The organism is Desertibacillus haloalkaliphilus (assembly GCF_019039105.1).
In the GTDB taxonomy this organism is placed as follows: Bacteria; Bacillota; Bacilli; order Bacillales; family KJ1-10-99; genus Desertibacillus; species Desertibacillus haloalkaliphilus.
Genome location: NZ_JAHPIV010000009.1, coordinates 28931 through 42806, shown reverse-complemented (window position 1 = coordinate 42806; position 13876 = coordinate 28931). Strand labels below are relative to the sequence as shown.

Here is a 13876-nt window from a genome sequence, read left to right as displayed (position 1 = left end):
TATTTTTCTCTCTTTGACGAAAGCCTTTTTGAAGGCTTTCTTTTTTCATTTTCAAATAGGAAATTATTTTAAATTGATTGAAAATTTAGTCAACTTACATTATACTTATAATAGAAAGCGCTTTCAAAATATAAGTTATTTCCCTTAAGTAGCGAACAGACATAAACAGAAGGAGATGATAATCAGATGATTCTTCATAAGCTGAAAACAAGGTCTTTGATTACTACTGAAGACATTGAATATAACCATCGTATCGGTCTCCCAGTTGAAGTATTTTGCACCAAAACACACCATACTGTCGCATTTGGACGTATTGAATGGTTTGGCAATCAACACATATGTATAAACGGGAGAATGTTTAATCGAAGTAGCCACGTGTTCTTTGGCCATCCTGTATTATCGGCCTAGACAAAAGGCCAGGCGTAGCTTACGTCCTACGCCTGCCTTTTGACTTAGACTACTGCTCACGACTCTCTTCGAATTGCTTTTCCCTTGTCTCTTTTCTTCCTTCACTGCCACTATCTAACTTTTCCTCTTCTGCATCAACACCAGGTGGAATGAACCCTGGTGATATCATCGTCGGGCTCATCATATCTGAAAACGATCCAAAGCTGTTTTTCTTTTTCACCATTGATTGACCTCCTCACAGTCATCATAAATCCAGACACTTTTAGGATACGCCAATGACGAATGATGAATGTGAGGAACATTTTTCTTCGAATACCACCCTTGCCTTATCTTCATTTTGGTGCCTATTTATGATACAAATTTACCCCATACGTCTCCTTTAATAACTGGAACGCTTTTTCTCGTTTGTTCCATTGTTCTGGGGTATCCCAAAGCTCACTGCAGCGCTCAACCGTTTCGATTCGTAAGGCTTCATAATCATCCTCAGCTTTTTCTTGTTTTTTCGTATAAAAGTTTACTCTCATTAAACAAACACTAACGAGCAACACAATAAATAAAAAATTTCGGTCACTTAACAGCGAATGTAAGGCTGACCCCGCAAAACCACTCGTACTTAGCGATTGCCCAAAATAAATGTACAAAAGACAGACCCCTAAACATAGAAAAGTGGTTAACGACCATCTTAATTTACGAGCTTCATACGTTTTTTCCTCTTGCTTTTTATCAATAAGTTCTTGTAAAACAACCATTGCCACTTCAGAAACATGAAGTTGTTTAAGATGCGAACGAACTACCCCATGTCAAGCCCCTCCTTCTTCATTCTAACTGTATGAACAAGTCGAGGTCCTTAGCACAATATTCTAGAAGTTTTTATATCCAATACGGCGCCGTAGCCACTAAAATAATAATGATGAAAAATAATAATAACAACAAGCGTATAAGCGGAAATTTCATTGTATTGTGTTTCTTTTTATGAACCATACTTCGTGGTGGCAACGATGCATGTTGGTGTGAATCCACTTTGGCCACCTCTTTTCGTATCTTTTCCGCTTGATCGGTTTGATGTTTTGAAGTCATGTTTGTTCACCTCAATTAAAATTCCATTAAATCCTTTCTTACTTCGTTCACTGCAGTTCAATCGTCAGCCTTTCTGTCGAGATTGCAACGCAATGTTAAGCCCCAATATAAAATCAATCAGAAAGTGAGCCATGATTGTTACAAGTAAATTACCAGTAAGTAAAAAGATCCATCCAAGTAACAAGCTAACAACAACAACAACAGTAAATAAAACGACTTTTGATAAATAACGGAAATGTATAAAGGCAAATAACAAGCTCGCTGGAATCCAACCAATGTGGGTTTGCAAAACACCTCGAAACAAGATTTCTTCAGCAACAGCAACAACCGCAGCGATGATGGCTATGTGAAACATCCCCCGTTTCGCGAATACCCTTTCATTAATCCCTCCATCATCTAGCCAATGATCTGGGAGTACTTTAGCTAAGACGATTTCGACTAAAACCACCACCATCGCAACTCCCCCACCGATTAAAAGAATTTGTTTGAGGTCCCATGTAAATAAAGCAATAAAGCTAGACCAATCATCAAACAAAAACAGACCAAAGAGGAATGCCAGAAGGAGCATAATTATTTGTGTGACGTATAAATTGAGCAGAATTTCTCGATCTGAAAGCTGGTTTATCAGGTTCTCCTGTTTATTCATTATGTTCAATCCTTCTGATGTAACAACATCTTTAGTTCTAATTTCCAGTCTGATAATAAAAACGTTTCGTAAGACGAATTTTGGTTTGTGGCAAAATATTGATGTTCATTGATACCGCAGATGTCGCAACAATTTTCTATTGGCACGGTCTTTTCCTCATCAAACAAGTGTAAATATGCATCCCTTCGGCAACTCTTTGTTTCAAGCCAAGTTTCCACTTCCTGTAATTTAGCAACCTTTTTTGCTTTCCGGTCAGAAATGAAGGTTATCATTTTTTGTCGAAATTTTTCTTCAATACCACTCAGAGCAAGTCTCTCACCACTTAATGCATACGCTTGCTCTAAATGGTAACGTATCAAACGCCACATCGACTCGGTGATCCCCGTCTCCTCTACTATCAGTTGTTCATGCTGTTTTGAAAGCAAGTTTTGTTTTTGCTCAAGCTCCACCAACAACTTTATCGTATGATCAAGCTGATCAAAATCAGGGAATTCACTGTCAATTAACGAAAGTGGTAGATACTGATCGTCATAACTATGAAGAACAATTGCAATACTGCTTTTGCGATCTCGGCCTGCACGTCCAATCTCTTGCAAGTAAGACTCCATTTGTACAGGATAATGAAAATGTATAATATAGCGGATATCTTTTTTATTTATTCCCATTCCGAATGCATTCGTACAACAAATCACGTCTAGCTGATCATTTAAAAACTGTGCTTGAATTTGAAGACGATCTTCTGATTCAAGTCCACCGTGATAATAAGCGACCCGTGCGATATTTTCGGATCGTATTCGCTCTGCAATAATCTCTGCCCATTTTTTACTAGAAAAGTAAACCATCCCGGGTCCTTGTAACGATTTTATGTAGTGTACCAGCGTGTTCACTTTCTCCTCGTTTGTCTTCACTTCTTTTTTACTAGTGCAATATTAGGACGATCGATTTTATGTCGGTGAAAAGAAACGGCATTAAGCTTTAAATGCGTGATGATATCCTCTTGCACCTCGCGAGTTGCCGTGGCTGTTAATGCTAAAGTTGGTGGTGCCCCGATTTCCTGTCGTAGTTGAGCGAGCTTTAAATAATCCGTTCTAAATTCATGTCCCCATTGAGAAATACAATGGGCTTCATCGACCACAAAGAGGGAGACAGGAAGTCGCTTTAAGACAGTCCTAACAGCAGTCGATTGTAAGATCTCTGGGGACAAATAAATCAACTTATAATTATGAAGATGCTTTAATACACCCTTCTTCTGTTGATACGACAAAAAGCTATTTAAAGCAACGACACGTTTAATTCCTGCACTTTTAAGTTGTTGCACTTGATCTTCCATCAACGAAAGCAACGGCGAGATCACGAGCGTACATCCTGGATACAACAACGCAGGTAGTTGATAACATAACGATTTCCCCGTACCCGTTGGAAGCATCGCTAACACATCTTTTTGATTTAGGACATCCTTAATAATCTCGCGTTGACCAGGACGAAAACTGCGGTGGCCAAATCGTTCGTACAAATGTGTCTCTAAACTCATTGTAACCCCCTTCTCGTTAAAGCTAACCGAATTGAAAAATAATCGATATCAGCCGGTAATGCGTCTTTAATAGCTCTTAGCTTTTTATATGGTAGATTCTTTTCTACGTCAAGAATCATTTTACACGTCTGGTTATTAACAAATCGATCAATTGAAAAGTCTTGACGCCGAATCGCTAATTCTACGATATGATCTTCTATTGTATTTCTTTTCAATTTTCTCCTCTTGGAAATCTCAGTAATTGTATAACCTTGCTTTAATAATTGAAATGTTAGGGTAGCTGATTCACTAATGGCCGGTTGAAGTAAATCTTTTAGCAATACAATCATAAATGGAAACGATTTTTGTTCTTGTTCGACGATCGCAAGCATCTCATGGAGCGCGCTTTGAAAGACGAGATGAAACTTATCTGGATCTCCATCCATCGTGTGAGCTAACTGATCTACCGTAAGCCCTGTCCGATGACTGCCACTTAAGCGGCTTACGATTAGACGGGCCTTGCTCTCCTCTAATTGAGCCAACAAAGCACTACATTCTTGGTAAACCTGCTTAGCTGCAGCCACACGTTTAGCTTTAGTAGCAGGAAAATGCTTTTTCACCCAATCGTGTACTAGTTGATTATGAGTGAGTGGTAAAAATTGATGGTCACCATCCAAAAGGTGTGAAAGTGATTGAATAAATAGTGATAATCGTAACCACACCGTATAAGCTATTCCACCGTATCGCCAGCCATTTAATCCTGTCGGCCATGAGTTAGCGGATATGAAGCGAGTCAGTTGCTTTTCACCTTGATCAGTTAGTGTGTATGTATCTCGATCCGTAGTTTGTCGGATATCCAGATTTTCAGCTAATGAATCGATTGTTCGATCAATGTCTTTTTTCTTTAGATGGGGGAATGTTGCATATAAAAAAGATACGTTAAACAGTTGCCCGTCCTGAATCGTTTGCGCTGAACGTTTCCCTTGAAGGAGGTGAAAAATTGCGGCTGTCGACCGGTTCCCGTTAAACATATCAACTAAAAATAACACAACACCTTGTCGATACTTCAGCATGAACCATTCATTCCCCTCGTTCATTTTAATTTTATTTTAGCAAATCCTGATGATTGATGGGGAATATTTTGTTAACGCACCCGATACGTTAGGTCCGAACAAAGCCTTTTATGATAAGTATTCTCACTAAGATTAGCTATTGAAAAGTTTGTGAATCCGCTTTACAATGATAAATAGATATTGTAGATTCCTTATTTCAAAGTCGATTACCAATTCACGTTAGTGACTGATTATACATAGGTTTTGCTTAAGGAATCGACAATCACTACAAATTGGGAGGTTTTTAATATGGCAAAGTACACAATTGTAGACAAAGACACTTGTATCGCATGTGGAGCATGTGGAGCAGCAGCACCAGATATTTATGATTACGATGATGAAGGTATCGCATTCGTAACACTCGATGATAACCAAGGGATTGTAGAAATTCCGGATGTTCTAGTCGAGGACATGGACGATGCACTTGAAGGATGCCCAACAGATTCAATTAAAGTTGCAGACGAGCCATTTGATGGTGATCCATTAAAGCATGAATAGATTAAATAGACATAAATCCCGCTAACATCACATGTTTGCGGGATTTATGTCTATTATTGGTTATCACAAAGAGGCTGGGACAAAAGGTTGGTTTTTTACCTTTTTTGCCCCAACCCCTTTATGTCTATTATTGATTATCACAAATGACAATACTATGTTTTAACATCTTGATTTTCCCCTGTTTCTCCAACTTCTTCAATTGACGTGACACTGTTTCTCTTGAAGCACCGACTACGTTTGCGATTTCTTGATGGGTCAAGTTTATTTTATCCTCTCCCAACGTATTTAACTGCTCAATGGTTGTTAACAATCGTTCTTCCACATTTAAAGACAGCATATTATTTAATTTATGTTGGAGATCATAGATTTTCCTACTCATGACTTTAATTACACGAAAAGCAAGATGAGGATTTGCTTCAATAAATGTGTCGAACGCTTTCATTGGAATTTTTAACACTTCCACCTCTCGCTTTGCTTGTGCTGTCCCAGGGTACGGCCGATCATCAAAAAAACCTGTATGCGGAAATATTTCACCACTTGTTAGTATATTAATCACCCGCTCTTCCCCCTCTTCGGATAACTTGCTTATTAATACCGTTCCCTTACGTAGAACGAACAAATAATCTCGTTTGTCGCCTTCCGAGAATAACACTTCTTTATCTTCATATGTTTTTTCTATCGCATTTTGCAATAAAGGTTGGATTTCCTCTTGAGTTAATCCTTGAAAAAACTCCATCTTTTTCAATAATGGTACCCAATCTAGCATAACGACCTCCGTACTCTTTTTCAAATTAACATTTTTAAATTGTGATAAATGTCACTGCCGATACTAATGTATAGCTTTACGATTAACAGTGAGATAAATCACACTATAAATCAAGGGGGACATTAAAAATGACAACACTTTATGAAAAAATCGGTGGAGAGAAAGCGATCGCAACTGCAGTTGACATCTTTTATGAGAAAGTATTAGCTGATGATACAGTAAACCACTTTTTCACAAACACGGATATGGACAAGCAACGATCCCATCAAACGAAATTCCTATCTTTTGCCCTTGGCGGTCCTAACCAATACACTGGACAAAGCATGGAAAAAGCACATCAAGGAATGAACATTCAGCCTGTACATTTCAAAGCAATCGCCAACCATTTAGCTTCAACATTAAGAGAGTTAAATGTTGATGAAAACGACGTCAATGTTGTATTAGAAAAAGTAGGAAGTTTGGAATCCGATATCCTTTATAAATAATACCAAATAGCTTCAAGTTTTTAGCAAATTAAATCAAACTTACCGTAAGGGCTTCGGCCCACGTCATCCGCATTAACCCACTCATATCCATATAAATAGAACCAGGCAGTTCTTATACATCTGCCTGGTTCTACATTTACCTAAATAATCCCTTTTCAACACCAACAATATGAGCCATCATCTCTTCATAGGCCCGTTGACGGTCTTGATTCTCAATCGCTTTATAAATACTAAGATGCTCATCATATAATTGCTCCATCTTTGACTTTTGAGAATAAAGAAAAAGCTTCCTTGCTTCTCTCATTGATTCTTGCATGGTATCTGACACCGTTTCCATTAGCTTGCATAACATATCGTTTTTTGTTGAATTAACGATCGTCATATGAAAATCAATATCTGCCTTTTCACCGATGTCGCCGTCTCCAGCAGCACGCTTCATTTCATCTAAGATTAATCGTAATTGTTGTACATCGACTTCTGTACGGTTTTCAGCAGCAAGTGAAGCCGCTCCAGTTTCGATAATCTTTCTAATTTCAAAAAGTTGACGAATATCTTCTTTTTGCATAAATTGCGCTGACGGTATGACATGACTTGCTAAATCATGATCAATTTTTTTAACAAATGTCCCCTCACCTTGCCGAATCTCAATCAGCCCCATCGCTTTGAGGGCACTTAACGCCTCACGAATAGCAGATCTCCCAACATTAAAGTCTTCTGCTAATTTTTGTACAGAAGATAATCGCTCTCCTGGAGTCACTTCCCCATTTTTTATCATTTCTGTTAGTTGTTCGGCTACTATTTCATATATTTTCTTTGGTTTAACATGTTTAATTGTCACAATTCCACCTCTTTGCTCTCCCTCTTCCACCACTTTTCTTTTATATTCCCTGTCATTTAAATTTTACAGATTTTTAAACAAAATAGCAATAAGAAGAGCAAACACCGGCTATCGCCACATTTACAAACAGAGTCCAGCTAACGCTAATTTAGCATTATTTGACCAGATCTCTGAAAAGGCTGACAGAGGCAAGGGGTTGGTGCCGTTCCCTACTTCAATTGTAAATCCTGGACGTCCTGTTTCTTGAATAAACCAATCTTTATAGCCACCATCACTATCTGCCGTATGGATTGGTTCATAAGAGCTTGCTAGTGATAACTTTGTGACCATCTCCTTGCTTTCATCAGGTTCATATCCGCGATATCCCCAATAAATGACTTGCCCTTGCGAATGAAAGGCAAGCACATATGCAAATTGGTGTTGATTCGTTATGTTATAAATCGCTTTTGCTTCCGGTTCTGTAAGAGGCGCTTGACCACTGTAATGCCTTGGCCACGGCTCTTGTGGACTTTCCTTTGCCTCAATGTCCCACCCCGCTGGCCACTGGTGATTCAAATCAACACCCCTAATGTTACTTGACCAATGATCGAACCGACGAGCGCCTTTGTTGATGTATAAAACTTCTTCAAAGTAAGGATGATCAGGATATATGCCTTGTTGCACAAGTTCAACTCCATCAGGGTTGACCATTGGCACAATCACTAATGTGACCTCTTTAAAGATGGCTCGTAGATCATAAGCAAACCATTTTTCATCTGTAGCTATGTGGTGTAAACATTGCTTTAAAAACATCATCAGAAATTTCCCGGTTAACCATTCGTTCGCATGCCACGCGCCAGAATAAAACACCTCTTTCTTCCCTGTACCAATTTTAACCATCATAATTGGCTTTCCCATCACTGAATAACCTATCGTCGTTGTCTTCATATACCGACTGTATAAGCGCTGTAATTCATTTACATCATACTCAAGATCAACAGGTCCATACTCATACTCAAATGACGGTCTCACTTGTTGCTTTTCTTGTTTAACTTGTGGGATGTTAATAGCATCACCAGGATAAATGTAATCAGAATCAGTGATTAGCTGCGGGTTGAAAATAAGCAGATCAAATGGTCGAATTTGATGATGATAAGCAACCTTGTGAATCGTATCACCAGGCTTAACAATATATGTTTTCAAGGATAACTCCCTCCTTTATAGTCATTTTATGAACAAAAATGAAATCAATGAAGGGTACAATTGACAGAATATGTCCAATATGTGGATCGTCAAAAGATATTAAATGATGACCGAACAATAACTAGATGGAATGAAAAATTGCCCCCCAATTACAAAGAATTAGTATTGGGGGCGGCGCTCTGAAATTCTACTATGACGGATCAACTATTACCTTGGAGATATCACCCAAAGGTGAATCTAGAAACCGATACACAAATGGAAGTACACCGCGGTTCACTCTTCCGCCCCTCTTGATAACCTTGACTTTGACATATGAAATTTGAACATTTTAGAATCTAAAACAAAGTAAAAAAAGAATCATTTCTAAAGGAAGAAATGGATAACATGAGGAGTGGGAGTATAAACCAACAAGATATAACTGAACAAAGAAAGAAGGAAGCGAAACCATGTACAATATCTTAGTTTCTGATGCGATGAGCAAAGATGGATTACTACCTTTGTTAGAAAATGACAATGTTATTTGTGTCCAAAAAAACGTCGATGAAGTCGAAGGAACTCTTGACACCTTTGATGCTTTGCTCGTACGCAGTGCAACAGCAGTCACTGCTGATTTACTAGACAAGATGACCAACTTAAAAATTATTGCTCGTGCCGGTGTAGGTGTCGATAACATCGATATTGATGCGGCAACAAAACGAGGGATCGTTGTTGTCAATGCACCTGATGGGAACACGATCTCAACAGCCGAGCATACCTTTGCAATGATGGCATCATTAGTCAGACATATTCCACAAGCTAACCAGTCCATTAAATCAGGTGAATGGAATCGTAAAGCCTTTCAAGGTACAGAACTCAGAGGGAAAACGTTAGGTATTGTTGGGTTCGGACGGATTGGTACACAACTAGCTCAACGTGCCAATGCCTTTGAAATGGATTTACTTGTGTATGATCCGTTCTTAACGAGAGATAGGGCAGAAAAGGTTGGGGTGGTTCCAGCCGATCTAAATGAAGTTCTTGAATCATCAGATATCATTACAGTTCACACACCGTTAACAAAAGAAACGAAAGGGCTCCTAGGCATGAAGAACATTGCAAAAACAAAGAGTGGTGTTTATTTAATTAACTGTGCTCGTGGTGGAGTTATTGATGAAGAAGCCCTAAAGCATTACCTTGAAAATGGTCATGTGGCCGGTGCTGCACTTGATGTATTTGAAGAAGAACCCGCAAACCATAATAATCTTTTAGAGTATGATCAGGTGATTGCAACACCTCATATTGCTGCATCAACAAAAGAAGCACAACTAAACGTTGCGGCACAAGTATCCGAAGAAGTGATTCGTTTTCTAGAAGGAAATCCGGCAAACAACTCGATTAATATGCCTACACTTTCAAAAGAAGTCTATGAGAAAGTACAACCATATTATGAATTGACAAAAGTGATGGGCACGATTCTAGCACAATGCAGTAAAACACCCGTCCAAGAAATCGAGGTTAATTATGGTGGAGAAATTACCGATCATGAAACATCGATTACGACGCGAAGCTTGATCGCTGGATTTTTACAACCGCGAGTCGATGCTCCTGTAAATGATGTCAATGCTTCTTTCATTGCAAAAGAGCGCGGCATCACTTTTGGCGAAAAATATGTTAACAATTCTTATGGCTATTCAAACATTATTCATGCAATTGTTCACGGTGAGGATCGTTCATTCGACCTCCAAGGAACATATGTAAAAGAGTATGGACCGCGAATTGTTAGAATAAATGGCTTTAATGTTGACTTTTACCCAAGTGGACATATCATTTACATCCAACATACCGATCGTCCTGGGGTCATTGGTTATATGGGACAATTACTTGCAAAACACAATGTCAACATCGCTACCATGCAAGTAGGTCGAAAAGAAGAAGGTGGGGAGGCGATTATGATGCTTTCTGTTGATAAAAATGTTAATGATGACGTTCTAAAGGATCTAACTTCCATCGACGAAATTATTTTTGCAGATAAAATTGAACTATAACCTCTATGCTTCACCTCTCACCCCTCTGTATTTCTACTCTCATACTCTAATCTAAGGCGGTGCGAGTAAGTGCTCTTCTTTGATTACTCTTCATTATTCGCGCACTCCGAACAGCGTGATCTCAATTGAGATCACGCTGTTTCCTGCTTTTTATTTCATTCGTTCAACATCTAACGTATCACCGGGAAAAATTTGATCATGTTTTAAGTCATTTAGTTCTCTCAATTCATCAACAGAAACACCAACATCCTTGGCAATTGTCGATAAAGTATCGCCCTGTTTTACAATATAACGTTTTCGTTCATGAGAGTAAATCGTAAGCGTATCGCCAACACCAATCACTTCTGAATCAAGATTATTCCATTCCTTAAGTTCGTCTATGGATACTTTATGCTGATGAGCGATTTCCCATAATGTATCGCCTGTCTCAACATCTAACTCTATCTTTTCATCTGAACTGTCAGTACGCGTCGTTAATAGTCCCTTTTGCGCTTCTATTCGTTTTATTGGATCGAGGAACATATCCTCAGCTACTTTCATCACGACGATTGATTGCTCAATCTCTGCAAACGATGGCTCGTCCTCTTTTTCCATATCAGTGTGTTCCTCAACGGATGCCACAAGTGAATCTGGTTGCTCGACTCGGTCAGCTAACACTAATAAAGGATCAATTGAATTTGTCTTGTCTACGTCCCAATTTCCATTATGTACCTCGAAGTGTAAGTGGCTTCCTGATGATCGCCCTGTATTTCCAACTGTACCAATTTTCTCACCTACCCCCACGACTTCACCTTCATTCACTTGTCGTTCTTGCATATGGGCATAGACGGTTTCATAGCCACTTGGATGCTCAATAAACACTACATTACCATATGTATCAGAATAATATGATTTTGTTACCGTTCCATCCTCAACACTATAAATGGGCGTACCTTCAGGGGCGGCAATATCAATCCCATGATGGTTTCCGCCCCTTGTACCATATGTATCTGTCATTTCACCTTCGATTGGCCACATCCTATCTTCGAAAATCGTGTGATTATCGACCTCATTCGAATGTTCTGCATAAGTGGCTGTCCCACTTATAAACAAGATCCCGATACATATTGCAATAATAACCGCAATTAAAAATCGCTTAAAATAGTCAATGACCATGATATCCTCCTTGTACTTGTACACTAACTTTTTTTACATTGTTATCCTATGAAGGCCGCTCAATTTTTATAACTACTTCTTTCAACAAACATTTAATCGTGCGAAAAAATTCTCCTTAAGTGAAAGGAAAAAGCAGCGAGAGTCTTTCTCTTCGCTACTCTATCAACGAACTATTCACTTTTGACAAATAAATCATATTTTTGTTGAGACGCATACACATCAACGCTAATTTCACCACTCGTTAATGATACATCCGTAGCAATGAGCACCGGGAAGTCGTACGGATTCTTAAATTTGAAATCTGGCCCTCCCCAAGATACGGTTGCATCTCTACCTGGGGACACATAACCTATCTCTCGAGAATGTGTGTAGCGCTCGACGACCTCTAATCCTGCTTTGTCAATTGCATTAAACAATGTCGATGAGGTTTGACAAATTCCTCCCCCAACCCCCATGACAAATTCCTGATTCACAATTTCTTTTGCTTCATGATAACCTCTTTTGATGGTCCTTTCTCCTACAACTGAATTAAAGGAGAATACATCATCTGGACCTAATACATAATGTTGAATCGCCGCTGAAGACTCTGCAATATTTAATGATCTTCCTTGGACATTAGGGTTAAAATATGTAGTAAAACTCCCTAATGACACGTCTTTTATCGCATCTAGATCCTCCACTGCAACCGTTGGCTCTGTCTCATAAATAGGAAGCTCGATCTGTTTTTGCTCATATGGCAGTTCTAACAAGGCACCAACAAGTTCATCCTCCTTTAATATAATTTCATTTTTTCCAGGGACTAGCTCACCCTCTTCATCAATCGTAGGATTAACCATAGGCTGATCAATCTGGACAGCTAAGCTCCGGGCAAGAGATTCAAGTTCATGCTCGTTTAGCTCTGAACGATTCACATTGTACCCAAAATCGTTCAGTGTAATCGTTTTAACCCCTTCCTCCTCTCGTCCATCAATGAGTGTTATCTTCCATACGACTGGTTTTTTAAACATCATCTCCTGATGTGCGAAAGAGGAATGCAGCGTTGACGTCCGCGCCTCCTCCGGTTCAGTCTCACAACCTAACAATAAGAATAAAACAGTAAAAACAAATAACCTCCTCTTCATAGCTCCCCCCTTATACGGCCTCCCATAAATAAACTATGTAAAAAATTTACATAAATGTATGTCCTACTTTTATTTTTAAACTTTTAATAGTGAGGCTAATACATACTACAGGTACGAGTAAGCTAACCTCCCTTGATATCCTTCCCTGTTCGCACACTCCGCCCCTTGACCCTCCCTCGAACAAGCTTCTTCTACTTCAGTGAATTCACCCTAATACTTAATCCTAAGGCGGTGCGAGTAAGCGCTCTTACATAAGTATTCTTCCTCGTTCGCGCACTTCGCCCCTGACCCTCCCTCGAACAAGCTTCTTCTACTTCGGTGAATTCACCCTAATACTTAATCCTAAGGCGGTGCGAGTAAGCGTTCTTACCTGAGTATTCTTCCTCGTTCGCGCACTCCGCCCCTTGACCATTAAAAAAAGCGAAAAGCATCAGGTTGATACTTTCCGCTTCATCCACACAATGATTAGTCTTCCTTTTTTCCATCTTTAAATACATTAGCACTGCGTTCATATTCAACATCTTTTACACCCGAACGAAAGTTAACCACTCTAGCTACTGCAAAAAAATAATCAGAAAGGCGGTTTAAATATTTTAGAACCACGGGGTTCGTCGTATCTTCACGGTGCAATTGTGAGACATAACGTTCAGCACGACGTGTAACGGTGCGACAAATATGGAGCGTTGCAGCTGCCGGTGCACCCCCTGGTAAGATAAATCGTTCTAACTCAGGTGCTTCTTTAATATATTCATCAATTCGCTTTTCTAAAAATTCGATACTCTCTTCGGTCGCTTTATATGGGTACTTGTCAGAAACCATTGCCAAGTCACCACCACAATCAAACAACTCGTGTTGGATCTTCTCTAATTCCTCAAGGATATCAGCAAATAGCTTGGGGTCTAACTGTGTAGCAGCTTGACCGACAAAACAATTGACCTCGTCAGTCGTCCCATAAGCAACCACTCGAATATCATCTTTCGTTAATCGTCCTCCGATCACACTTGTTTTCCCTTCATCTCCAGTTCTCGTATATAACTTCATCTCATCATCCTCCTTT

General features: G+C 39.3%; 16 protein-coding genes. 3 read left to right on the top strand and 13 right to left on the bottom strand.

All coding sequences use genetic code 11. The features are described from left to right. Nucleotides 1-457: 457 nt before the first annotated feature. The 7 genes from KH400_RS11335 to KH400_RS11305 all read right to left on the bottom strand — a co-directional run bounded on the left by KH400_RS11335 (nt 458) and on the right by KH400_RS11305 (nt 4714). A complete protein-coding gene (locus tag KH400_RS11335) occupies nt 458-631 on the bottom strand; it encodes a hypothetical protein (protein ID WP_217224708.1) in 174 nt (57 codons plus the stop codon). 121 nt (nt 632-752) lie between these two features. Beyond that, a complete protein-coding gene (locus KH400_RS11330) occupies nt 753-1157 on the bottom strand; it encodes a DUF2663 family protein (protein ID WP_217224706.1) in 405 nt (134 codons plus the stop codon). A gap of 121 nt (nt 1158-1278) precedes the next feature. After that, on the bottom strand, nt 1279-1485 hold the full coding sequence (locus KH400_RS11325; protein ID WP_217224704.1) for a hypothetical protein: 207 nt from the start codon (nt 1483-1485) through the stop codon (nt 1279-1281). 64 nt (nt 1486-1549) lie between these two features. Then, a complete protein-coding gene (locus KH400_RS11320; RefSeq protein WP_217224703.1) occupies nt 1550-2131 on the bottom strand; it encodes a CPBP family intramembrane glutamic endopeptidase in 582 nt (193 codons plus the stop codon). Nucleotides 2132-2136: 5 nt separating this feature from the next. Continuing rightward, nucleotides 2137-3018: a helicase-related protein gene (locus KH400_RS11315; RefSeq protein ID WP_217224702.1), complete on the bottom strand. Its 882-nt coding sequence runs from the start codon at nt 3016-3018 to the stop codon at nt 2137-2139. Nucleotides 3019-3035: 17 nt separating this feature from the next. Next, on the bottom strand, nt 3036-3662 hold the full coding sequence (locus tag KH400_RS11310) for a RecQ family ATP-dependent DNA helicase (RefSeq protein WP_217224701.1): 627 nt from the start codon (nt 3660-3662) through the stop codon (nt 3036-3038). Continuing rightward, nucleotides 3659-4714, bottom strand: coding sequence for a YpbB family protein (locus KH400_RS11305; protein WP_217224700.1), 1056 nt, complete (start codon nt 4712-4714; stop codon nt 3659-3661). Before KH400_RS11305 ends, KH400_RS11310 begins: the two co-directional genes overlap by 4 nt. 288 nt (nt 4715-5002) lie before the next feature. On the opposite strand from KH400_RS11305, the gene KH400_RS11300 reads away from it, so the two are divergent. Continuing rightward, nucleotides 5003-5251 (top strand): ferredoxin, encoded by a 249-nt coding sequence (locus tag KH400_RS11300; RefSeq protein ID WP_217224699.1) that lies wholly within the window; start codon nt 5003-5005, stop codon nt 5249-5251. A 127-nt stretch (nt 5252-5378) separates the two neighbouring features. On the opposite strand, the gene KH400_RS11295 is transcribed toward KH400_RS11300, so the two are convergent. Continuing rightward, nucleotides 5379-6017 carry a Crp/Fnr family transcriptional regulator gene (locus KH400_RS11295; RefSeq protein WP_217224698.1) on the bottom strand — a complete coding sequence of 213 codons (639 nt, stop codon included), beginning with the start codon at nt 6015-6017 and terminating at the stop codon, nt 5379-5381. Between the two features lie 128 nt (nt 6018-6145). On the opposite strand from KH400_RS11295, the gene KH400_RS11290 reads away from it, so the two are divergent. Continuing rightward, a complete protein-coding gene (locus KH400_RS11290) occupies nt 6146-6502 on the top strand; it encodes a group I truncated hemoglobin (RefSeq protein ID WP_217224696.1) in 357 nt (118 codons plus the stop codon). 136 nt (nt 6503-6638) lie between these two features. Here KH400_RS11290 and KH400_RS11285 read toward each other — a convergent pair whose 3' ends face one another. Beyond that, nucleotides 6639-7340 carry a FadR/GntR family transcriptional regulator gene (locus KH400_RS11285; RefSeq protein WP_217224694.1) on the bottom strand — a complete coding sequence of 234 codons (702 nt, stop codon included), beginning with the start codon at nt 7338-7340 and terminating at the stop codon, nt 6639-6641. Between the two features lie 120 nt (nt 7341-7460). Further along, nucleotides 7461-8522: a M14 family metallopeptidase gene (locus tag KH400_RS11280; protein ID WP_217224693.1), complete on the bottom strand. Its 1062-nt coding sequence runs from the start codon at nt 8520-8522 to the stop codon at nt 7461-7463. 446 nt (nt 8523-8968) lie between these two features. Here KH400_RS11280 and serA point away from each other — a divergent pair, with 446 nt between their 5' ends. Further along, entirely contained in the window at nt 8969-10543 is a 1575-nt protein-coding gene (gene serA / locus KH400_RS11275) for a phosphoglycerate dehydrogenase (RefSeq protein WP_217224692.1), read from the top strand. Nucleotides 10544-10693: 150 nt separating this feature from the next. Here serA and KH400_RS11270 read toward each other — a convergent pair whose 3' ends face one another. From KH400_RS11270 to KH400_RS11260, 3 genes are all read right to left on the bottom strand, one after another. Continuing rightward, on the bottom strand, nt 10694-11698 hold the full coding sequence (locus KH400_RS11270; protein WP_217224691.1) for a M23 family metallopeptidase: 1005 nt from the start codon (nt 11696-11698) through the stop codon (nt 10694-10696). Between the two features lie 170 nt (nt 11699-11868). Then, nucleotides 11869-12819, bottom strand: a complete 951-nt coding sequence (locus KH400_RS11265) for a VanW family protein (protein ID WP_217224690.1) — start codon at nt 12817-12819, stop codon at nt 11869-11871. A 465-nt stretch (nt 12820-13284) separates the two neighbouring features. Continuing rightward, a complete protein-coding gene (locus KH400_RS11260; RefSeq protein ID WP_217224689.1) occupies nt 13285-13860 on the bottom strand; it encodes a cob(I)yrinic acid a,c-diamide adenosyltransferase in 576 nt (191 codons plus the stop codon). Between the last annotated feature and the right edge of the window lie 16 nt (nt 13861-13876).

Coding starts and splice junctions, on each gene's coding strand:
- KH400_RS11320 (WP_217224703.1), bottom strand. CDS start 2,131: ATGAATAAACAGGAGAACCTGATAAACCAGCTTTCAGATCGAGAAATT.
- KH400_RS11300 (WP_217224699.1), top strand. CDS start 5,003: ATGGCAAAGTACACAATTGTAGACAAAGACACTTGTATCGCATGTGGA.
- KH400_RS11260 (WP_217224689.1), bottom strand. CDS start 13,860: ATGAAGTTATATACGAGAACTGGAGATGAAGGGAAAACAAGTGTGATC.
- KH400_RS11270 (WP_217224691.1), bottom strand. CDS start 11,698: ATGGTCATTGACTATTTTAAGCGATTTTTAATTGCGGTTATTATTGCA.
- KH400_RS11310 (WP_217224701.1), bottom strand. CDS start 3,662: ATGAGTTTAGAGACACATTTGTACGAACGATTTGGCCACCGCAGTTTT.
- KH400_RS11290 (WP_217224696.1), top strand. CDS start 6,146: ATGACAACACTTTATGAAAAAATCGGTGGAGAGAAAGCGATCGCAACT.
- KH400_RS11335 (WP_217224708.1), bottom strand. CDS start 631: ATGGTGAAAAAGAAAAACAGCTTTGGATCGTTTTCAGATATGATGAGC.
- KH400_RS11305 (WP_217224700.1), bottom strand. CDS start 4,714: ATGCTGAAGTATCGACAAGGTGTTGTGTTATTTTTAGTTGATATGTTT.
- KH400_RS11330 (WP_217224706.1), bottom strand. CDS start 1,157: ATGGTTGTTTTACAAGAACTTATTGATAAAAAGCAAGAGGAAAAAACG.
- KH400_RS11265 (WP_217224690.1), bottom strand. CDS start 12,819: ATGAAGAGGAGGTTATTTGTTTTTACTGTTTTATTCTTATTGTTAGGT.
- serA (WP_217224692.1), top strand. CDS start 8,969: ATGTACAATATCTTAGTTTCTGATGCGATGAGCAAAGATGGATTACTA.
- KH400_RS11295 (WP_217224698.1), bottom strand. CDS start 6,017: ATGCTAGATTGGGTACCATTATTGAAAAAGATGGAGTTTTTTCAAGGA.
- KH400_RS11325 (WP_217224704.1), bottom strand. CDS start 1,485: ATGACTTCAAAACATCAAACCGATCAAGCGGAAAAGATACGAAAAGAG.